General features: G+C 73.5%; 20 protein-coding genes. 16 read left to right on the top strand and 4 right to left on the bottom strand.

Annotation, left to right across the window (positions count from 1 at the left end):
- Positions 1-38 precede the first annotated feature (38 nt).
- The 4 genes from ACFVQZ_RS29340 to ACFVQZ_RS29325 all read left to right on the top strand — a co-directional run bounded on the left by ACFVQZ_RS29340 (position 39) and on the right by ACFVQZ_RS29325 (position 3777).
- Entirely contained in the window at positions 39-665 is a 627-nt protein-coding gene (locus ACFVQZ_RS29340; protein ID WP_030494114.1) for a helix-turn-helix domain-containing protein, read from the top strand.
- Positions 662-1927, top strand: a complete 1266-nt coding sequence (locus ACFVQZ_RS29335) for an MFS transporter (protein WP_383627693.1) — start codon at positions 662-664, stop codon at positions 1925-1927. Before ACFVQZ_RS29340 ends, ACFVQZ_RS29335 begins: the two co-directional genes overlap by 4 nt.
- 27 nt (positions 1928-1954) lie before the next feature.
- A complete protein-coding gene (locus ACFVQZ_RS29330; protein WP_030494116.1) occupies positions 1955-2782 on the top strand; it encodes an arylamine N-acetyltransferase in 828 nt (275 codons plus the stop codon).
- Positions 2783-2886: 104 nt separating this feature from the next.
- Positions 2887-3777: a YceI family protein gene (locus ACFVQZ_RS29325; RefSeq protein WP_030494117.1), complete on the top strand. Its 891-nt coding sequence runs from the start codon at positions 2887-2889 to the stop codon at positions 3775-3777.
- Positions 3778-3786: 9 nt separating this feature from the next.
- Here ACFVQZ_RS29325 and ACFVQZ_RS29320 read toward each other — a convergent pair whose 3' ends face one another.
- Positions 3787-4029, bottom strand: a complete 243-nt coding sequence (locus ACFVQZ_RS29320; RefSeq protein ID WP_030494118.1) for a hypothetical protein — start codon at positions 4027-4029, stop codon at positions 3787-3789.
- 77 nt (positions 4030-4106) lie between these two features.
- On the opposite strand from ACFVQZ_RS29320, the gene holA reads away from it, so the two are divergent.
- Positions 4107-5099: a DNA polymerase III subunit delta gene (holA, locus tag ACFVQZ_RS29315; RefSeq protein WP_383627689.1), complete on the top strand. Its 993-nt coding sequence runs from the start codon at positions 4107-4109 to the stop codon at positions 5097-5099.
- A 445-nt stretch (positions 5100-5544) separates the two neighbouring features.
- Here the strand turns inward: holA and rpsT are convergent, their stop codons facing one another.
- Positions 5545-5811 carry a 30S ribosomal protein S20 gene (gene rpsT, locus ACFVQZ_RS29310; protein WP_030494120.1) on the bottom strand — a complete coding sequence of 89 codons (267 nt, stop codon included), beginning with the start codon at positions 5809-5811 and terminating at the stop codon, positions 5545-5547.
- A 207-nt stretch (positions 5812-6018) separates the two neighbouring features.
- On the opposite strand from rpsT, the gene lepA reads away from it, so the two are divergent.
- The 3 genes from lepA to hemW all read left to right on the top strand — a co-directional run bounded on the left by lepA (position 6019) and on the right by hemW (position 11223).
- Positions 6019-7887, top strand: coding sequence for a translation elongation factor 4 (gene lepA, locus ACFVQZ_RS29305; RefSeq protein ID WP_030494121.1), 1869 nt, complete (start codon positions 6019-6021; stop codon positions 7885-7887).
- Positions 7888-8066: 179 nt separating this feature from the next.
- A complete protein-coding gene (locus ACFVQZ_RS29300; protein ID WP_383627686.1) occupies positions 8067-9944 on the top strand; it encodes an AMP-dependent synthetase/ligase in 1878 nt (625 codons plus the stop codon).
- Positions 9945-9990: 46 nt separating this feature from the next.
- Positions 9991-11223 (top strand): radical SAM family heme chaperone HemW, encoded by a 1233-nt coding sequence (gene hemW / locus ACFVQZ_RS29295; protein WP_383627683.1) that lies wholly within the window; start codon positions 9991-9993, stop codon positions 11221-11223.
- A 26-nt stretch (positions 11224-11249) separates the two neighbouring features.
- Here the strand turns inward: hemW and ACFVQZ_RS29290 are convergent, their stop codons facing one another.
- A complete protein-coding gene (locus tag ACFVQZ_RS29290; protein ID WP_030494124.1) occupies positions 11250-12053 on the bottom strand; it encodes a DUF3097 domain-containing protein in 804 nt (267 codons plus the stop codon).
- A 93-nt stretch (positions 12054-12146) separates the two neighbouring features.
- A complete protein-coding gene (locus ACFVQZ_RS29285; RefSeq protein WP_383627680.1) occupies positions 12147-12884 on the bottom strand; it encodes an MBL fold metallo-hydrolase in 738 nt (245 codons plus the stop codon).
- A gap of 138 nt (positions 12885-13022) precedes the next feature.
- Here ACFVQZ_RS29285 and hrcA point away from each other — a divergent pair, with 138 nt between their 5' ends.
- The 8 genes from hrcA (at position 13023) to ACFVQZ_RS29245 (ending at position 20970) form a co-directional block, all read left to right on the top strand.
- On the top strand, positions 13023-14042 hold the full coding sequence (gene hrcA / locus ACFVQZ_RS29280; RefSeq protein ID WP_383627677.1) for a heat-inducible transcriptional repressor HrcA: 1020 nt from the start codon (positions 13023-13025) through the stop codon (positions 14040-14042).
- Complete coding sequence (gene dnaJ / locus ACFVQZ_RS29275; protein ID WP_030494127.1) at positions 14043-15179, top strand: molecular chaperone DnaJ; 1137 nt, start codon at positions 14043-14045, stop codon at positions 15177-15179.
- 125 nt (positions 15180-15304) lie between these two features.
- Positions 15305-16402 (top strand): nitronate monooxygenase, encoded by a 1098-nt coding sequence (locus ACFVQZ_RS29270; protein WP_036414364.1) that lies wholly within the window; start codon positions 15305-15307, stop codon positions 16400-16402.
- A complete protein-coding gene (locus tag ACFVQZ_RS29265; RefSeq protein WP_030494129.1) occupies positions 16399-17142 on the top strand; it encodes a 16S rRNA (uracil(1498)-N(3))-methyltransferase in 744 nt (247 codons plus the stop codon). The genes ACFVQZ_RS29270 and ACFVQZ_RS29265 overlap by 4 nt, the downstream gene beginning before the upstream one ends.
- A gap of 57 nt (positions 17143-17199) precedes the next feature.
- The gene (locus tag ACFVQZ_RS29260) at positions 17200-18516 is read left to right on the top strand and encodes an ATP-binding protein (RefSeq protein ID WP_383627672.1); all 1317 of its coding nucleotides are present in this window, start codon (positions 17200-17202) and stop codon (positions 18514-18516) included.
- The gene (locus ACFVQZ_RS29255) at positions 18513-19640 is read left to right on the top strand and encodes a tetratricopeptide repeat protein (protein WP_383627670.1); all 1128 of its coding nucleotides are present in this window, start codon (positions 18513-18515) and stop codon (positions 19638-19640) included. Before ACFVQZ_RS29260 ends, ACFVQZ_RS29255 begins: the two co-directional genes overlap by 4 nt.
- A gap of 60 nt (positions 19641-19700) precedes the next feature.
- On the top strand, positions 19701-20060 hold the full coding sequence (locus ACFVQZ_RS29250) for a histidine triad nucleotide-binding protein (RefSeq protein WP_030494132.1): 360 nt from the start codon (positions 19701-19703) through the stop codon (positions 20058-20060).
- 4 nt (positions 20061-20064) lie between these two features.
- Positions 20065-20970: a ribonuclease Z gene (locus tag ACFVQZ_RS29245; RefSeq protein ID WP_383627666.1), complete on the top strand. Its 906-nt coding sequence runs from the start codon at positions 20065-20067 to the stop codon at positions 20968-20970.
- Positions 20971-20972 lie beyond the last annotated feature (2 nt).

The raw sequence follows: 20972 nt of genomic DNA, 5'->3' as shown, positions 1-20972 counted from the left end.
TCCTTGTAAAGGAGTCTTTCTATAGATAGCTTGGGAACATGCCCGAGAACAGTGCTCCGTCCGCCGGGGGCGAGCAGCCCCGCAGCATCCAGCTGACCGACCCCCTGGCCCTCCGGGCCTACGCCCACCCCCTGCGGATGACCCTGGTCGGGCTCCTCCGCAGGCACGGGCCCTTCACCGCCACCCGGGCCGCCGAGCTCACCGGCGAATCGGTGGCCAGCTGCTCGTACCACCTGCGGATACTCGCCAAGTACGGGCTGGTGGAGGAGGCGCCGGGCGGGCGCGGCCGGGAGAAGCCCTGGCGGGCGACCGCGCGGTACACGGAATGGCCCGGCTACAGCGACGACCCGTCGGTCGCGCAGGCGGCCGACGACCTCAACGTGGCGGTCGCCGAGCGCTACTTCGGGCGGTTCGCCAAGGTGCTGGAGAACCGGGCCGGGGTGCCGAAGGAGTGGCGCGAGGCCGAACTGTTCGGGGACGCCCTCGTCTACCTCACGCCCGAGGAACTCGCGGACCTCGGGAAGCGGATCGACGCGCTGATCGGCGCCTACGCGGACCGCGAGGACGACCCGTCGCTGCGGCCCCCGGGCGCCCAGCCCGTCAGTTTCCTGAAGATCGCCTACCTGGACCCGGACGTCGACGAGAGCGAGGAACGGCAGAGATGAGCCTCACCGCACGGGTTCCGGCGCTGCTGCGCGAGCGGACCTTCCGCCGCTACTGGACGGGCCAGACCGTCTCGCTCGTCGGCGACCAGATCTCCCTCATGGCGCTGCCGCTCGCCGCCGTGCTCGTGCTCGGCGCGGACGCGGCCCAGATGGGCTGGCTCAAGACCCTCGAACTCCTCCCGGCCCTCCTCCTCAACCTGCCGTTCGGGGCCTGGGCGGACCGGCGGGCCGACCGCCGCCGGATCATGATCGCCACGGATCTGGGCCGGGCCGCCCTGCTGGTCTCCCTGCCCGTCGCGTACGCCCTCGACCTGCTGACGCTCGGACAGCTCTACGTCGTCGCCCTCGGGGTCGGCTCGCTGTCGGTGCTCTTCGAGGTCTGCAACTCCACGATCTTCGCGTCCCTCGTCACCACCGACCGCTTCGTGCAGGCCAACTCGCTGGTGAACGGAAGCCGTTCGATGGCCTGGCTCGCCGGCCCCAGTATCGGCGGCGTGCTGGTGCAGGTGCTCACCGCCCCGCTGGCGCTGCTGGCCGACGCCGTCACCTACCTGGTGTCCGCCGGCTACCTGGCGAAGATCCGGCCGGTCGAGCCGGCCCCCGCGCCCGTGACCAAGGGGCACTTCAGCGAGGGGATCCGCTGGGTGGTGCGGGAGCCGTCGATGCGGGCGCTCTTCGCCGCCTCCGGCACCGTGCAGTTCTTCAACTACATGTTCCACACCCTCTTCGTCCTCTACGTGACCAAGGACCTCGGTCTCGGCGCCGGGCTGCTCGGCCTGGTGCTCGGCACCGGAGCCGTCGGCGGGCTGATCGGCGCGGCGGTCAGCGGCGCCGTCGTCCGCCGGATCGGCATCGGCGGCTCCCTCGTCGCCGGCTTCACCGGCTTCACCCTGCCGCTGGTGCTCATACCCGCCGCCGGCGGTCCGCTGCCGGTCGTCGTGGGAGTGCTGTTCGCCGCCGAGTTCCTGTCCTGCGCCGGCGTGATGATCGTCGACGTGGCCGCGGGCTCCTTCCAGATGGCCCTCATACCCGAGACCATGCGGGCCCGGGTCATGGGCGCCTTCCGCACCCTCAACCACGGCTTCCGGCCGATCGGCGCCCTCGTCGGCGGCCTCCTGGGCACCGCGCTCGGCGTCCGCCCCACCCTCTGGATCGCCACCGTGGGCGCGGTCTTCGCGGTCCTGTGGCTGCTGCCCTCGCCGCTCCCGCGCATGCGCGAACTGCCCACCCCGGCACGGGAGCAGGCCACCGCCGCTCCCTGACGGCCGGCGAGCGGGCACACTGCCGGTATGACCGATCATGAGAAGCCGGCGGGGCTGCCCGAGGCCGTCGTGGAGCGGTACCTGGCGCGCATCGGCGCCGCGCGGCCGGACCGGGCGGACGCCGGGGCGCTGCGCGAGCTGCACCTGCGGCACCTGCTGACCGTGCCCTTCGAGAACCTGTCGCTGCACCTCGGGCAGGACGTCGTCCTCGACGAGGAGGCCCTGGTCGACAAGGTGACCGTGGCCCGGCGGGGCGGGTTCTGTTACGAGCTGAACGGCGCGTTCGCCGCGCTGCTGCGGGCGCTCGGCTACCGGGTCGAGCTGCTCCAGGCGCGGGTCGTCCGCCCGGACGGGCGGCTGGGGATCCCGTACGACCACATGGCGCTGCGGGTGGAGACCGAGGACGGGGAGCGGTGGCTGGCCGACGTGGGGTTCGGCGACCACAGCCACCACCCGCTCGCCCTCGACGAGCGCGGCGAGCAGGCCGACCCGTCCGGGGTCTTCGTCGTCCGGGAGGTACCCGGAGCGGACGGGGACCTCGACGTGGTGCGGGACGGCGGCCCGCAGTACCGGCTGGAGCCGCGGCCGCGGGAGCTCGCGGACTTCGCGGCCGGCGCCTGGTACCACCGGACGTCGCCGGAGTCGCACTTCACCCGCGGGGTGATCTGCTCGCTGCTCACCGAGGACGGCCGGGTGAGCATCGCCGGCCGGAAGCTGTACCGGACCGTCGCGGGCGAGCGCACCGAGCGGGAGCTCGGCACGGACGAGGAGCTGCGGGAGGCGTACCGGGACCTGTTCGGGATCGTGCTGGACGAGCTGCCCGTCGTCCCCGTGGCGGACAAACGGAATCCGTAATTCGGACTCCTCGGTAACAAGGGCGCGTTTGCCTCGAACACCTCAGGGATGATCGAATGCCGACTCGTTGCATAGTGAACGAGTCGCACGGGGGTGCGTGAAGGATGTTCGGTGGTCTCTTCGGGAAGCGCGGGAACGGCGCGGCCGGCGGCCGGGGCGGTGCCCTCGCCGGGGTCGCCGTGCCCGCCTCGGCCGGAGTGCTGAGCTGCCGGGTGCTCGACCCCGTGCACGAGCCGGTGCGGCAGGCGGAGGTCGTGCTCTCCGACCCGGCGGGCCGCCGGGTGCTGGGCGGGGAGACCGACCCGTACGGCACCCTGCTCGCCACCGTCCCGGCCGGCGAGTACCGGATCGCCGTCACCTCCGACGGCTACACGCCGCACCACGCCACCGCCGTCGTGGACCAGGGCGCCCACGCCGACCTCGGCGACGTCATGCTCCAGGTCGCCCCGCAGCCGCCGCTGCCCGAGCCCGGCGACTGGGAGATCGACCCCAGCCACTCCCAGATCGGCTTCACCGCCCGGCACATCGGGCTGGCGCGGATCCACGGCCGGTTCAACAGCTTCGCCGGCGCGATCCGGATCGCCGAGCGCATGGAGCAGTCCGCGATGCACGTCGTCATCGACGCGGCCTCCATCGACACCGGCGTCCAGATGCGCGACGACCATCTGCGGTCCGGGGACTTCCTCGACGTCGGCGTCCACCCGACCATCGAGTTCTTCAGCGAGCGCTTCACCCACCGCGGCGGCACCCGCTGGAACGTCACCGGGGCGCTCAGCCTCCACGGCGTGAACCGCACCGTCACCCTGGACACCCAGTACCTCGGCCTCGGCAGCGGCCTGGAGGGCGAGACCCGCTGCGCCTGCCGGGCCACCACCGAACTCCACCGCGAGGACTTCACCCTCACCTGGCAGACGCTGCTCGCCCGCGGCATCGCCGCGGTCGGCTCCAGCATCTCCATCGACCTCGACGTGCAGATCGTGCCGAAGACCCGCTGAGGCGGGCCGTCAGGGGGCCTCCAGCCAGCCCTCGTACTCGGCGGCGAAGGCGTCCAGGGCCGTCGGGTCGAGCCGGCCCTCCGGGTCCTCGACGACCACCAGCCACTGGGCGTCCTCGGCGTCGTCCTCGCCGGCCAGCGCGTCCCGGACCAGCTGCGGCTCCTCGGCCACGCCGAAGCGGCCGGCCAGTTCCTCGGCGACCTCCTCGGCCGCGTCGCGGTCGGGGAGCACCAGTACGTGTCGTTCACTCACCGGGCCATTCTCGCCCGGGTGGGGGAGGGGGGCGGGGCCGGGGGCGGTGTCGGTGAGGCGTGGGATGCTGGAGCGCGATGGCCACCAGAAAGACTTCCAGCGACGATCTCCTCGGGCCCGTCACGCTCGCCGTGGGCCAGGAGGAGCTGCTTCTCGACCGCGCCGTCCGGGAGGTGGTGGCGGCCGCGCGGGCCGCCGACGCCGACACGGACGTACGGGACCTCACCGCCGACCAGCTCCAGCCCGGGGCCCTCGCCGAGCTCACCAGCCCCTCGCTCTTCGCCGAGCGCAAGGTGCTGGTCGTGCGCAACGCGCAGGACCTGTCGGCGGACAGCGTCAAGGACGTCAAGGGGTACCTCGACGCGCCCGTCGAGGACATCACGCTCGTCCTCCTGCACGCCGGCGGCGCCAAGGGCAAGGGACTGCTCGACGCGGCGCGCAAGGCCGGGGCGCGGGAGGTGGCCTGCCCGAAGACGACGAAGCCCGCGGAGCGGCTGACCTTCGTCCGGCAGGAGTTCCGGGCCATCGGACGGTCGGCCACGCCCGAGGCGTGCCAGGCGCTCGTCGACTCCATCGGCAGCGACCTGCGGGAGCTGGCCTCCGCGGTCACGCAGCTGGCGGCGGACGTCGACGGGACGATCGACGAGGCCGTCGTCGGGCGGTACTACACCGGGCGGGCCGAGGCGTCGTCCTTCACCGTGGCCGACCGGGCCGTGGAGGGGCGGGCGGCGGAGGCGCTGGAGGCGCTGCGGTGGTCGCTGTCGACCGGGGTCGCGCCCCTACTGATCACCAGCGCGCTCGCCCAGGGCGTACGGGCCATCGGCAAGCTGTCGTCCGCGCGCGGGGGGCGGCCCGCCGACCTCGCGCGCGAGCTGGGCATGCCGCCGTGGAAGATCGACCGGGTGCGGCAGCAGATGCGGGGCTGGACCCCGGACGGCGTCGCCCTGGCCCTGCGGGCCGTCGCGGAGGCGGACGCGGGGGTGAAGGGCGGCGGGGACGATCCCGAGTACGCCCTGGAGAAGGCGGTCGTCGCGGTGGCGCGGGCGGCGAGGGCGGGACGGGGGCGCTGAGCCTGCGGCGCGGGGGCGGGGGCGGGGGCGGGTGCGGGGGCGTAGGCGCTGGGCGCTGGGTCGGTGCGGCCGTCGTCGGATGACCGCTTCGGAGTCCCCCACCCCGACCCTTCCCGAAACCCTGCCGGGGGCGCCCCGGGGCTCCGCCCCGGACCAAGACGGCCCGCACCCCGGCCCCCTCTCCGCGCCCGTCCACGGGGCTCCGCCCCGGGCCCCGGGGGCCGGCCCCCTACCTCCGCACCCCCACCCCCACCCCCACCCAAGCCAAAAGCCCCGCCAACCCCTGGGGAAGGGGTGAGCGGGGCCTTGGGGTACTGCTAGGGGTGGTCCGTACACGCGTGGCGAACGCGTCTCGCGTACGGGCCGGGGGGCCGGGTGGGAGCGGTAGAGAGGGTCCGCTGGGTCCCGTGCGGCCGGGTACAGCCTGAGATCAGGAGATCCGGACTCAGCCCTGGAGGGAGGCAACCTTGATCGCCAGCGCCGACTTCTTGTTGGCGGCGGCGTTCTTGTGGATGACACCCTTCGAGACGGCCTTGTCGAGCTGACGCGAGGCGGCACGGGCGGCCACGGTGGCCTTCTCGAGGTCGCCGGCGGCGACAGCCTCACGAGCCTTGCGGATCGCGGTCTTGAGCGACGACTTGACGGCCTTGTTGCGCAGGCGCGCCTTCTCGTTGGTCTTGTTCCGCTTGATCTGGGACTTGATGTTCGCCACTGAGAGAGCCTTTACAGGTTCGATGTTTCTTCAGGTATGTGCCACGCAGCTGAGAGGGCACACGAGACACAGCTGTCCACGGTATCAGGCGCCCTCGCGGCCGCCCAAACGGGCAGCGGGAGCGCCCGAACCGGACGCCCGGCGGCGGGCATGGGACGATGGGGGCTACGTATCCGTTCCGAACACCGCCCGAGACGAGAACCCTGCGTGCCCGCGACTCCTACCAACGTGCCCGAGCCGAGCCGTACCGACCCGGCTCTGATCCGCAACTTCTGCATCATCGCGCACATCGACCACGGCAAGTCCACGCTCGCCGACCGGATGCTCCAGCTCACCGGTGTGGTCGACCAGCGGCAGATGCGCGCCCAGTACCTCGACCGGATGGACATCGAGCGTGAGCGCGGCATCACGATCAAGTCCCAGGCGGTCCGGCTGCCCTGGGCCCCCTCCGAGGGGCCGGAGCAGGGGCGTACGCACATCCTCAACATGATCGACACCCCCGGGCACGTCGACTTCACGTACGAGGTGTCGCGGTCGCTCGCCGCCTGTGAGGGCACGATCCTGCTGGTCGACGCGGCCCAGGGCATCGAGGCGCAGACCCTCGCCAACCTCTACCTGGCGATGGAGAACGACCTCACGATCGTTCCGGTGCTCAACAAGATCGACCTGCCGGCCGCCCAGCCGGAGAAGTTCGCGGAGGAGCTGGCGAACCTCATCGGCTGCCAGCCGGAGGACGTCCTCAAGGTCTCGGCGAAGACCGGCATGGGCGTCGAGGCGCTGCTCGACCGCGTCGTCCGGGACATCCCGGCGCCCGTCGGTGTCGCCGACGCGCCCGCCCGCGCGATGATCTTCGACTCCGTGTACGACTCGTACCGGGGCGTCGTGACGTACGTCCGGGTGGTCGACGGCCAGCTCAACAAGCGCGAGCGCATCAAGATGATGTCGACCGGCGCCACCCACGAGCTGCTGGAGATCGGCACCAACTCGCCCGAGATGCTGCCGGCCGACGGCCTCGGCGTCGGCGAGGTGGGCTACCTCATCACCGGTGTGAAGGACGTCCGGCAGTCCAAGGTCGGTGACACCATCACCTCGCAGTCCAAGGGCGCCACCGAGGCGCTCGGCGGCTACAAGGACCCGAAGCCGATGGTCTTCTCCGGTCTGTACCCGCTGGACGGCTCGGACTACCCGGAGCTGCGCGACGCGCTCGACAAGCTCCAGCTCAACGACGCCGCGCTGGTCTACGAGCCGGAGACCTCCGCCGCGCTCGGCTTCGGCTTCCGCGTCGGCTTCCTCGGCCTGCTCCACCTCGACGTGATCCGCGAGCGCCTGGAGCGCGAGTTCGGCCTCGACCTGATCGCCACCGCCCCCAACGTGGTCTACCGCGTGGTCATGGAGGACGGCAGCGAGCACACGGTCACCAACCCGAGCGAGTTCCCCGAGGGCAAGATCAGCGAGGTGTACGAGCCGGTCGTGCGCGCCACGATCCTCGCGCCCACCGAGTTCATCGGCTCGATCATGGAGCTGTGCCAGAACCGGCGCGGCACCCTCCTCGGCATGGACTACCTCTCCGAGGACCGGGTCGAGATCCGCTACACGCTGCCGCTCGCGGAGATCGTCTTCGACTTCTTCGACCAGCTGAAGTCGAAGACCCGCGGCTACGCCTCGCTGGACTACGAGCCCACCGGCGAGCAGTCCTCCAGCCTGGTCAAGGTCGACATCCTGCTGCACGGCGACAAGGTGGACGCCTTCTCGGCGATCACCCACAAGGACGCCGCGTACGCGTACGGCGTGCGGCTCGTCGCCAAGCTGCGCGAGCTCATCCCGCGGCAGGCGTTCGAGGTGCCGATCCAGGCCGCCATCGGCTCCCGGGTGATCGCCCGCGAGACCATCCGCGCCATCCGCAAGGACGTCCTCGCCAAGTGCTACGGCGGTGACATCTCCCGCAAGCGGAAGCTGCTGGAGAAGCAGAAGGAAGGCAAGAAGCGGATGAAGATGGTCGGCTCCGTGGAGGTCCCGCAGGAGGCGTTCATCGCCGTCCTGTCGAGCGACGAGTCCGCGGGGAAGGGCAAGAAGTAGCCGGCTCGGCCGGAGGGAACGGGTCCGTGTGCCACCGGCGCGCGGACCCGTTCGTTATCCACAGACCCTTACGCGCCGGACGCCGGAGCTCTAATCTGAAGCCCCCCGAGGTTACTCATGAGTTAGTTACGCATCCGTAGTTGCACCCCAACAGGCACCGCCGCCGCCCGGAGGACGACGTGAGCGACAACCAGACCCCGATCGACAACCGGCCGCCCTCCGTCGCGGCGCTCTTCCTCGAACGGGTCGAGCGCACCCCCGACGCGGAGGCGTACCGCCACCCGGTCCCCGCCGCCTCCGGCACGGGCCCGGACGACTGGAAGTCGCTCAGCTGGGGGCAGGCCGCACAGCGCGTCTTCGCCATCGCCGCCGGCCTCATCGACCTCGGCGTGCGGCCCGAGGAGCGGGTCGCCCTCGCCTCCGCCACCCGGGTCGAGTGGATCCTCGCCGACCTCGGCGTGATGTGCGCGGGCGCCGCGACCACCACGGTCTACCCGCAGACCAACGCGGACGAGTCCGCCTTCATCCTCGCGGACTCCGAGTCGAAGGTGCTCATCGCCGAGGACGCCGCCCAGCTCGCCAAGGCGGTCGAGCGCCGCGCCGAGCTGCCCGGGCTCCACCACGTGGTGGTCGTCGACCCCGAGGGCGCCGACACCTCCGACGAGTGGGTCCTCACGCTCGCCGAGCTGGAGGCGCGCGGAGCGGCGTACCTGGAGAAGCACCCCGAGGCGGTGAAGGAGCGGGTCGCCGCGATCACCGCCGACCAGCTCGCCACCCTCATCTACACCTCGGGCACCACCGGCCGCCCCAAGGGCGTCCGCCTCCCGCACGACAACTGGTCGTACATGGCCAAGGCCATCGCCGCCACCGGCCTCGTCACCCGCGACGACGTCCAGTACCTGTGGCTGCCGCTCGCCCACGTCTTCGGCAAGGTCCTCACCTCCGGCCAGATCGAGGTCGGCCACGTCACCGCCGTCGACGGCCGCGTCGACAAGATCATCGAGAACCTGCCGGTGGTCCAGCCGACCTACATGGCGGCCGTCCCCCGCATCTTCGAGAAGGTCTACAACGGGGTCGCCGCCAAGGCCCGGGCCGGCGGCGGCGCCAAGTACAAGATCTTCCAGTGGGCCGCCGGCGTCGCCCGCGAGTACGCCAAGGTCACCCAGGACAACTTCCGCCGCACCGGCACCGCCTCCGCGCCCTTCGGCCTGAGCGCCAGGCACAAGGTCGCCGACGCGCTCGTCTACGCCAAGATCCGCGAGGCGTTCGGCGGCCGGCTGCGCGCCTGCGTCTCCGGCTCCGCCGCCCTCGCCCCCGACATCGGCTACTTCTTCTCCGGCGCCGGCATCCACATCCTGGAGGGGTACGGCCTCACCGAGTCCTCCGCCGCCTCCTTCGTCAACCCCGGCGAGGCGTACCGCACCGGCACCGTCGGCAAGCCGCTCCCCGGCACCGAGGTCCGCATCGCCGACGACGGCGAGATCCTGCTCCGCGGCCCCGGCATCATGGAGGGCTACCACGGGCTGCCGGAGAAGACCGCCGAGGTCCTGGAGGCCGACGGCTGGTTCCACACCGGCGACATCGGCGAGCTGTCCGCCGACGGCTACCTCAAGATCACCGACCGCAAGAAGGACCTGATCAAGACCTCCGGCGGCAAGTACATCGCCCCCGCCGAGGTCGAGGGCCAGTTCAAGGCCGTCTGCCCGTTCGTCTCCAACATCCTCGTGCACGGCGCCGACCGGAACTACTGCACCGCGCTCATCGCCCTCGACGAGCCCGCCCTCCTCGGCTGGGCCGCCGAGCACGGCCTCGCCGGAAAGCCGTACGCCGAGGTCGTCGCCGACCCGCGGACCGAGCAGCTCGTCCAGGGGTACGTGGACCGGCTCAACGAGGGCCTCCAGCGCTGGCAGACGATCAAGAAGTTCCGCCTGCTGCCCCGCGACCTCGACATCGAGCACGGCGAGCTCACCCCGTCGCTGAAGCTGAAGCGCCCGGTCGTCGAGCGCACGTACAAGGACCTCATCGAGGAGATGTACGCCGGGTCGCGCGAGGCCTGACCGCGCGGCGGGCCGCCACCTCGGGCGGTACGGGACAATGGACCCCATGCCTTCCGTACTGCCCGATGGTGAGCCCATGCCCGAGGACGGGGCGCTGCCCGCGCACGCCCTGGAAGGGGCCGGGGAGCGGCCGCTCGGGTTCTATCTGCACGTGCCGTACTGCGCCACGCGGTGCGGCTACTGCGACTTCAACACGTACACCGCGAGCGAACTGCGCGGTGCCGGCGGCGTGCTCGCCTCCCGGGACAACTACGCGGGGCAGGTCGCCGAGGAGATCCGGCTCGCCCGGAAGGTGCTCGGCGACGACCCGCGGCCGGTGCGGACGGTGTTCGTCGGCGGCGGCACGCCGACGCTGCTCGCCGCCGGCGACCTGGTGCGGATGCTGGGGGCGATCCGGGACGAGTTCGGGCTCGCCGACGACGCCGAGGTGACGACCGAGGCGAACCCGGAGTCCGTGGACCCGGCGTACCTGGAGGAGCTGCGGGCCGGCGGCTTCAACCGGATCTCCTTCGGCATGCAGAGCGCCCGGCCGCACGTGCTGCAGGTCCTCGACCGGAACCACACGCCCGGGCGGCCGGAGGCGTGCGTCGCAGAGGCCCGCGCCGCCGGGTTCGAGCACGTCAACCTGGACCTGATCTACGGCACGCCCGGGGAGAGCGACGACGACTGGCGGGCCTCGCTCGACGCCGCCCTCGGCGCCGGGCCCGACCACGTGAGCGCGTACGCCCTCATCGTCGAGGAGGGGACGCAGCTGGCGCGGCGGATCCGGCGCGGCGAGGTGCCGATGACCGACGACGACGTGCACGCGGACCGGTACCTGATCGCCGAGGAGACCTTCGAGGCCGCCGGGTTCTCCTGGTACGAGGTGTCCAACTGGGCCGCCTCCGAGGCGGGCCGCTGCCTCCACAACGAGCTGTACTGGCGCGGGGCCGACTGGTGGGGCGCGGGCCCCGGAGCCCACTCGCACGTCGGCGGGGTGCGCTGGTGGAACGTCAAGCACCCGGGCGCGTACGCCGCGGCGCTGGGCGCGGGCAGGTCGCCCGGCGCCGGGCGCGAGGTGCTGTCCGCGGAGGACCGGCGGGTCGAGCGGATCCTGCTGGAGCTGCGGCTGCGGGAGGGCGTCGAGCTGGACCTGCTGAAGCCCGCCGGCCTGGCGGCGTCGCGGAAGGCGCTGGACGACGGACTCCTCGACGCCGCGCCGTACGCCGCCGGGCGGGCCGTCCTGACCCTGCGCGGCCGGCTCCTCGCGGACGCGGTGGTGCGGGACCTGGTCGACTGACGGGCCCGCGGGGACCGCGTGGCGCCTCAGGCCGTCACGAAGTCGATCAGCTCCTCCACGCGGCCCAGGAGCGCCGGCTCCAGGTCCTTGTAGGACGTGACGCGCTTCAGGATGGCCTGCCAGACCGCGCCCGTGTTGTCGGCGGGCCAGCCGAGGGCCCGGCAGGTGCCCGTCTTCCAGTCCTGGCCGCGGGGGACCTCCGGCCAGGCGGGGATGCCGAGGACGGAGGGCTTCACCGCCTGCCAGACGTCGATGTACGGGTGGCCGACGACCAGGACGTGCTCCGAGGCGACCCCGGCGGCGATCCGGGACTCCTTGGAGCCCGGCACCAGGTGGTCGACCAGGACGCCCAGCCGGGCGTCCGGGCCCGGGGCGAAGCCGGCGACGATCTCCGGCAGGTGGTCCACGCCCTCCAGGTACTCGACCACCACGCCCTCGACCCGCAGGTCGTCGCCCCAGACCCGCTCGACCAGCTCGGCGTCGTGGCGGCCCTCCACATAGATGCGGCTCGCCCGCGCCACGCGCGCGCGTGCCCCGGGCACGGCGATCGAGCCGGAGGCCGTACGGGCCGGGCGGGCCGGGCCGCCGGACGGCGGGCGGACCAGGGTGACGACCCGGCCCTCCAGCAGGAAGCCGCGCGGCTCCAGCGGGAACACCCGGTGCTTGCCGAAGCGGTCCTCCAGCGTCACCGTGCCCGCCTCGCAGCGGATCACCGCCCCGCAGAAGCCCGTCGCCACCTCCTCCACGACCAGGTCGGTCTCGGCCGGGACCTCCGGGGCAGGCGCCGTGCGCTTCCACGGCGGGGTGAGGTCGGGGTCGTAGCTGCGCACGGGTTCCTGGTCCTCCGGGTGCACGGGCGGGTCGTCTCTGCCGGGCGGCCACGGCGGCGTCGGGTCCGGGCGGTGGCCGCGCACCCGGGGACGCTACGACACCGGGAAGCGGCGTGCCAGTTCCTCGCGCTGGCGTCGGACGAAAGCCGCGTCGACGGCCGCGCCGTGGCCGGGCACGTACAGGGCGTCCTCGCCGCCGAGGGCCAGCAGGCGGTCGAGGGCGTCGGGCCAGCGGGCGCCCACCGCGTCCGGGCCGGCCTGCGGCTCGCCGGACTCCTCGACCAGGTCGCCGCAGAACACCACCTCGCGCTCGCCCGGCACGCACACCACCAGGTCGTGGCCCGAGTGCGCCGGGCCCAGATTGGCCAGCAGCACCTGCCGGCCGCCCAGGTCGAGCGTCCACTCGCCGGTGACGGTGTGGCGCGGCGCCACCAGCGCCTCCGCCGCCTCGGCCGCTGCCCGCTCGTCCGCCCCGTGCCGCACCGCGTCCGCGCACAGCTCCTCGCGGGCCCGGGCCGAGCCCAGCAGCTCGTCGGTGCCGACCGCGCCGAAGACCTCCGCGCCGGCGAACGCGGCCGTGCCGAGGACGTGGTCGAAATGGGGGTGGCCGAGTGCGATGTGCGTCACGCGCCGGCCGCCGGTGACCGCCTCCGCCTGGGCCCGGATCGCGGCGCCCTCGGCGAGCGAGGAGCCGGTGTCGTACAGCAGCACGGCCCGTTCTCCCACGACGAGTCCGGTGGTGGCGTCCCAGCCGGGGAGCCGTCGCCGGCCCACTCCGGCCGCGAGCCGTTCCCACCCCTGAGCCGCCCAGACCGCTTCCTCGATGTCCATGCCGCCGACGCTAGCGGGTCCGCCTCCTTGCCAGGAGCGACCGGCCCGGCCGTACACTGGCCGGGGGTTTCCTGGCACTCGGACAGGGCGAGTGCCAAAAGCGGAGCAACCGGAACGGCTGGAACGGGAGGTGTGCGCGTGCTGAGCGAACGCAGACTCGAGGTGCTGCGCGCCATCGTCCAGGACTACGTCGGCACCGAGGAACCGGTCGGTTCCAAGGCGCTCACCGAACGCCACAAGCTCGGCGTCTCGCCCGCCACCGTGCGCAACGACATGGCGGTGCTGGAGGAGGAGGGGTACATCGCCCAGCCCCACACCAGCGCCGGGCGGATCCCCACCGACAAGGGCTACCGGCTCTTCGTGGACCGGCTGGCCGGCGTCAAGCCGCTCTCGACCCCCGAGCGGCGCGCCATCCACAACTTCCTCGACGGCGCCGTGGACCTCGACGACGTCGTGGGCCGTACGGTGCGGCTGCTCGCGCAGCTGACCCGGCAGGTCGCCGTCGTGCAGTACCCGTCGCTGACCCGCTCCTCCATCCGGCACGTCGAGCTGCTGTCGCTGGCCCCGGCCCGGCTGATGCTCGTCCTCATCACGGACACCGGACGGGTCGAGCAGCGGGTCATCGACTGCCCGGCGCCCTTCGGCGAGACCTCCCTCGCCGATCTGCGGGCCCGGCTCAACAGCCGGGTCGGCGGCCGTCGCTTCGCCGACGTGCCGCAGCTGGTGCAGGACCTCCCCGAGTCCTTCGAGGAGGCAGAGGAGCGCGCCACGGTCTCGGCCGTGCTCGCGACGCTCCTGGAGACGCTCGTGGAGGAGCACGAGGAGCGGCTGATGATCGGCGGCACCGCCAATCTCACCCGCTTCGGACACGACTTCCCGCTGACGATCAGGCCCGTCCTGGAGGCCCTGGAGGAGCAGGTCGTGCTCCTCAAACTCCTTGGCGAGGTCAAGGAATCGGGCATGACCGTACGCATCGGGCACGAGAACGCCTACGAGGGGCTGAACTCCACGTCCGTCGTCTCGGTCGGCTACGGTTCGGGCGGCGAGGCAGTCGCCAAACTCGGCGTGGTCGGACCGACCCGCATGGACTACCCCGGAACGATGGGAGCGGTACGCGCAGTGGCACGTTACGTCGGACAGATCCTGGCGGAGTCGTAAGTGGCCACGGACTACTACGCCACACTCGGCGTGCGCCGCGACGCGTCCCAGGACGAGATCAAGAAGGCGTTCCGGCGCCTCGCCCGCGAGCTTCACCCGGACGTGAACCCGGACCCGAAGACGCAGGAGCGGTTCAAGGAGATCAACGCCGCCTACGAGGTCCTGTCGGACCCGCAGAAGAAGCAGGTCTACGACCTCGGCGGCGACCCCCTGTCCAACTCCGGCGGGGGCGGCGCGGGCGGCTTCGGGGCTGGTGGCTTCGGCAACTTCTCCGACATCATGGACGCGTTCTTCGGCACGGCCTCGCAGCGCGGCCCGCGCTCGCGGACTCGCCGCGGCCAGGACGCCATGATCCGCCTGGAGATCGACCTCAACGAGGCGGCCTTCGGCACCACCAAGGACATCCAGGTCGACACGGCCGTCGTCTGCACCACCTGTTCGGGTGAGGGCGCCGCGCCCGGCACCTCCGCGCAGACCTGCGACATGTGCCGCGGCCGGGGCGAGGTCTCCCAGGTCACCCGGTCGTTCCTCGGCCAGGTCATGACCTCCCGGCCCTGCCCGCAGTGCCAGGGCTTCGGGACCGTCGTCCCGACCCCGTGCCCCGAGTGCGCGGGCGACGGCCGGGTCCGCTCGCGGCGCACGCTGACCGTGAAGATCCCCGCCGGCGTCGACAACGGCACCCGGATCCAGCTCGCGGGCGAGGGCGAGGTCGGCCCCGGCGGCGGCCCCGCCGGCGACCTGTACGTCGAGATCCAGGAGACCCCGCACGAGGTCTTCCAGCGGCGCGGCGACGACCTGCACTGCACGGTCACCCTGCCCATGACGGCGGCGGCGCTCGGCACGAAGGTGCAGCTCCAGACGCTGGACGGGCCGGAGGAGATCGACATCCGGCCGGGCACCCAGTCCGGGCAGTCGGTCCCGCTGCACGGCCGGGGCGTCACGCACCTGCGCGGCAACGGGCGCGGCGACCTGATCGTCCACGTCGAGGTCCAGACCCCGGGCAAGCTCGACGCCGAGCAGGAACGCCTGCTGCGCGAACTGGCCAAGCTACGCGGCGAGGAGCGGCCCCAGGGCCAGTTCCAGCCGGGCCAGCAGGGCCTGTTCTCCCGCCTGAAGGACGCGTTCAACGGACGCTGACGGGCGGCGCCCCCGGCTGCCGGAGGGCGCGCCCGACGGGCGCTGAGCACGGCGCTGTGATCGGGGCGGCACTCTGAGTGCCGCCCCTTTCCGCTGCCCGGGAACGGGCATGACACGATGCCCATATGTCCACCACCGCACTGAACGATCTCTTCCGGTACCCGATCGTGCAGGCCCCCATGGCGGGTGGCGCCTCCTGTCCCGCGCTCGTCGGAGCCGTCTGCGCGGCCGGCGCGCTCGGCTTCCTCGCGGCCGGGTACAAGACGGCCGGAAGCCTCTACCAGGAGATCAAGCAGGTCCGCGGGCTGACCGGACAGCCCTTCGGCGTCAACGTCTTCATGCCGCAGACCGGCCCCACGGCCGACCCCGCCGCCATCGAGGTCTACCGGCACCAGCTGGCCGGGGAGGCCGGCTGGTACGGGACCCGGCTCGGCGAGACCGACGACTCGCGCGACGACGGCTACGAGTCCAAGCTGGCGATCCTCCTGGAGGACCCGGTCCCGGTGGTCTCCTTCACCTTCGGCTGCCCGAAGCCCGAGACCTTCGAGGCGTTCGCGCGCGCCGGCACGTTCACGATCGTCACCGTCACCTCCGCCGAGGAGGCCCGTACGGCGCAGGCGGCCGGCGCCGACGCGCTGTGCGTCCAGGGCGTCGAGGCCGGCGGCCACCAGGGCACGTACCGGGACGACCCGGCCGACCAGCAGCCCGGCACCGGCCTGCTCGCCCTCCTCGCCCAGGTCCGCGAGGCCACCGCGCTGCCGCTGGTCGCCGCCGGCGGTCTGATGCGCGGCGCGCAGATCGCCGCCGTGCTCGCCGCCGGGGCCGGCGCGGCCCAGCTCGGTACCGCCTTCCTCGTCTGCCCCGAGTCCGGCGCCGACCCGCTGCACAAACGGGCCCTGACCGACCCGCTCTTCACCCGCACCGCCCTCACCCGGGCGTTCTCCGGCCGCCCGGCGCGCGGGCTCGTCAACCGCTTCATGCGCGAGCACGGCCCGTACGCCCCCGCCGCCTACCCCGAGATCCACCACCTCACCGCCCCGCTGCGGAAAGCCGCCGCCGGCGCCGGCGACGCCCAGGGCATGGCCCTGTGGGCGGGCCAGGGCCACCGGCTGGCGCGCGAGCTGCCCGCCGGGGAGCTGGTCGAGGTGCTGGCCGCCGAACTCGACACCGCCCTCACCGAACTCACCGAACCCGCCGGCCCGGCCCCCAGGAGTGCCCCATGACCGCCCCCGTCTTCGTCGTCGACGCCGTCCCCGGCGCCGGCCCCTTCGTCCTGGACGGCCCCGAGGGGCGGCACGCCGTCTCCGTGAAGCGCCTCCAGGCCGGCGAGGAGCTGGTCCTCACCGACGGCCGGGGCCGCTGGGCCGAGTGCGTGGTGCGGGAGACCGAGGGCAAGGACCGGCTGACCGTCGAGGTCACGGCGGACCACGAGGAGCCCGCGGAGGAGCCCCGGATCACCGTCGTCCAGGCCCTCCCCAAGGGCGACCGGGGCGAACTCGCCGTCGAGACCATGACCGAGACCGGCGTCGACGCGATCGTGCCGTGGGCGGCCTCCCGCTGCATCACCCAGTGGCGCGGCGACCGCGGCCTCAAGGCGCTCGGCAAGTGGCGCGCCACCGCCCGCGAGGCCGGCAAGCAGTCCCGCCGCACCCGCTTCCCCGAGGTCGCCGACCTGATGACCACCAAGCAGGTCGCGCAGCTGCTCGCCGCCGCCGACTTCGCGGCCGTCCTGCACGAGGACCGCGCCCACCCCAGCGGCGCCCTCGCCACCGCCGACCTCCCCGCGCGGGGCTCCGTCGTGCTGGTCGTCGGCCCCGAGGGCGGGGTGTCGCCGGACGAGCTGGCCGCCTTCGAGGCGGCGGGAGCGAAGCCGTACCGGCTCGGCCGGAGCGTCCTGCGGACCTCCACGGCGGGCACGGCGGCCACCGCCCTCGTCCTCGGCCGCACCGGCCGCTGGGGCTGAACCCCCCAGGGGGGACCGGCTGTCCGGGCGCGGCGGGCCTTTTCTAGGCTGGCCCCCATGGCCGACGAGTCCCCCCTGATCCGCAGTCTGCGCGCCGCGGTCGCCGCCGCGCCCGCCGACGTGCCCCTGCGCCTCCACTTCGCCGAACTCCTCCTCGCGGAGGGGCGGAACGACGAGGCCGTCACGGAGGCGGCCGTCGCCCTCCAGCACGCGCCGGGCGACGCCGCCGCCCGGGCCCTGATGGTCCGCGCCATGGGGATGCCGCCGGCCGCGCCGGAGCCGCCGCCCGGCCCCGTACCGCCGCCCGCGCCCGTGCCGGAGACCCCGCCCGTCCCGGAGACCCCGCCCGCCCCCGTACAGCCGTCCGACGCGAAGCCCGCGTTCGACTGGGCCGCCGCCGAGGAGCAGGTCGCCGACGTCGTCGGGCCGCGGTTCCTGGACGCGCCGCAGGCCGACGGCGGGGACGGGCTCGCCGGGGACGCCGCCGCCTGGGACGTGGACGCGCCCGGGGCCGTCCGGCTCGCCGACGTCGGCGGCATGACCGACGTCAAGGAACGGCTCGAAGCCGCCTTCCTCGCCCCCATGCGCAACCCCGAACTCCGCCGCCTCTACGGCAAGTCGCTGCGCGGCGGGCTCCTCCTGTACGGCCCTCCCGGCTGCGGCAAGACCTTCATCGCCCGGGCCGTCGCCGGCGAACTCGGCGCGAACTTCCTCACCGTCTCGCTCTCCGACGTCCTCGACATGTGGATCGGGGCCTCCGAGAAGAACATCCACGACATCTTCGAGACCGCCCGCCGCCAGGCGCCCTGCGTGGTCTTCCTCGACGAGCTGGACGCCCTCGGCGGCAAGCGCTCCCGCACCCACAGCAACGGGCTCCGCAACGTCGTCAACCAGCTCCTCACCGAACTCGACGGCATCGCGTCCGGCGCCGGCAACGAGGGGGTCTTCGTCCTCGCCGCCACCAACGTGCCCTGGGACGTCGACATCGCCCTGCGCCGCCCCGGCCGCCTCGACCGCACCCTGCTCGTGCTGCCGCCGGACGCCCCCGCGCGCGAGGCGATCCTCCGCTACCACCTGCGCGAGCGGCCCATCGAGGCCGTCGACCTCGGCAAGCTCGTCAAGGTCACCGAGGACTTCTCCGGCGCCGACCTCGCCCATCTGTGCGAGACCGCCGCCGAGTCCGCCCTCCTCGACTCCGCCCGCACCGGCAAGGTCCGCCTCATCACCACCAAGGACCTGCTCGGCGCAGCGAAGCAGCTCAGGCCGTCCACCGAACCGTGGTTCGCCGCCGCCCGGAACGTCGCCATGTTCGCCAACGAGGGCGGTCTCTACGACGACCTCCTCGCCTACCTGAAGCGGAAGCGGAAGCTGTGACCACCCCCGCCACGCCCACCGGTCCCGCCGCCCCCTCCGCGCTCGCCCGGGCCGAGGCGCTGTACGAGGCGGGCCGCCACGAGCAGGCCGGGGAGCTCGCCGCCCGGCACCTCGCGGAGGCCCCCGAGGACGCCGACGCCCTCGTCCTCCTCGCCCGCTGCCGGCACCGGGCCGGGGACCACCCCGCCGCCCTCGCCGCCGCCGAACAGGCGCTGCGCGCCGCACCCGAGCTGCTCGGGGCGCACCTGACGCACGCCCAGGTGCTGCTCGCCCTCAAGCGGTACGGGGACGCCGAGGCCGCCGCCCAGCGCGCGGTCCAGCTCGCCCCGCAGTTCTGGGGCAGCCACTACGCGATGGGCACCGCGCTCGCCGCGACCGCCGAGGCCGGCGGCGGACGCGACCGGGCCCGGCTCACCGCCGCCTACGAGGCCGCCAGGACCGCCGTCGCGCTCGGCCCCGAGGAGGACGCGGCGCACTTCCTCGTCGGGCTCACCGCCCAGCGCCGCGGCGACCACGCCACCGCCCGGCAGGCGTACGAGACGACCCTGCGGCTCAACCCGCAGAGCAGCGAGGCCCACAACAACCTCTCGCTCGTCCGGCTGCGCCGCCGCTGGCTGCGGCGCGGGGCCTGGACGCAGGCCGCCGAGGGCTTCGTCGCCTCCGCCGCGCTCGACCTCACCGACCGCAAGGCCCGCTTCAACCTGGAGGCCATGGCGTGGGGGACCGCGGCCGGCGCCCGCTGGGTCGCCCTCGTCGGGTTCCTCGCCTCCGCCGTCGGCACCGCCCCGATCCGTACCGGCGCGACCGGCGCCGACGCGTTCGTGCCGCTCGCCGTCGGGGCCGCCGTGCTGGCCGGCGCCTGGGGCGGCTGGGCCGTGTGGATGGCCCGCCGGGTGCCGCCGCGGCTGCGCCGCCCGCTGCTCCTGGTCGCCCGCAACTGCCGGCCGGTGCTCGCGATGGCCGCCGCCGTCGGCCTCCTCGGGCTGTACTCGGCGGTCTCCATGGCGCTGTGGACCGTCGACGCGGGGGCGGTCGCGGGGCTGGGCAGCCCGCTGTTCTGGGCCGTGGTCCTCACGTACTGGTTCAGCCGGTCCGCCCTGCGCCGGCGGATGCCGCAGGACTGAGCGGGGCCGCCCGATAGCATGCGCGGGTACTGATCCACCGGAGGCGAGGAGGCCCGGAGCATGGCCGGAGAGCCGCAGAGCGACTGCCTGTTCTGCAAGATCGTGGCGGGGGAGGTGCCGGCGACCCTCGTCCGCGAGACCGAGACCACGCTGGCCTTCCGCGACATCAACCCGCAGGCGCCCACCCACGTGCTCGTCATCCCGCGGCTCCACTACCCGGACGCCGCGTCGCTCGCCGCCGCCGCGCCGACCGTCGCCGCCGACGTGCTGCGCGAGGCCGGCGAGGTCGCCGCGCAGGAGAAGGTCGACGGCAGCGGCTACCGCATCACCTTCAACACCGGTGCCGGCGCCGGCCAGACCGTCTTCCACGCGCACGCGCACGTGCTGGGCGGCCGCGGCCTCAACTGGCCCCCCGGATAGGCACGTGTCCGTCCGCGAACTGGTCGTCCTCGGCACCGCCAGCCAGGTCCCGACCCGCCACCGCAACCACAACGGGTACCTGCTCCGCTGGGACGGCCACGGCCTGCTCTTCGACCCCGGCGAGGGCACCCAGCGGCAGATGCTGCGGGCCGGGGTCGCCGCGCACGACCTGAACCGGATCTGCGTCACGCACTTCCACGGCGACCACTCGCTGGGCCTGGCCGGGGTGATCCAGCGGATCAACCTCGACCAGGTCCCGCACCAGGTCACCGCCCACTACCCGGCGAGTGGGCAGCACTTCTTCGAGCGGCTGCGGTACGCCACCGCCTACCGCGAGACCGTCGAGCTGACCGAGGCCCCGGTCGCGGACGACGGCGTCGTCGCCGTCACCGGCGCCTTCACGCTGGAGGCCCGCCGTCTCTCCCACCCCGTCGAGTCCTTCGGCTACCGGCTGACCGAGCCCGACGGGCGCCGGCTGCTGCCCGAGCGGCTCGCCGCGCACGGCATCGCCGGCCCCGACGTGGGCCGGCTCCAGCGGGAGGGCCGCCTCGGCGGCGTCACCCTCGACGAGGTCAGCGAGGTCCGGCGCGGCCAGCGCTTCGCCTTCGTCATGGACACCCGGCTCTGCGACGGCGTGCACGCCCTCGCCGACGGCGCCGACCTGCTCGTCATCGAGTCGACCTTCCTCGACGAGGACGTCCGGCTCGCCCGCGACCACGGCCACCTCACGGCCGGCCAGGCCGCCGCCGTCGCCCGCGACGCGGGCGTCCGGCACCTCGTCCTCACCCACTTCTCGCAGCGCTACTCCGACCCGGCGGAGTTCGAGCGGCAGGCCCGCGCCGCCGGCTTCGACGGCGAGCTGAGCGTCGCCCGGGACCTCCTGCGGGTCCCCGTACCGAAACGAACGTGACC

The organism is Streptomyces sp. NPDC057854 (genome assembly GCF_042797055.1).
In the GTDB taxonomy this organism is placed as follows: Bacteria; Actinomycetota; Actinomycetes; order Streptomycetales; family Streptomycetaceae; genus Streptomyces.
The sequence above is the reverse complement of the archived record's forward strand: the minus strand, read 5'-3'. Positions and strand labels throughout refer to the sequence as shown.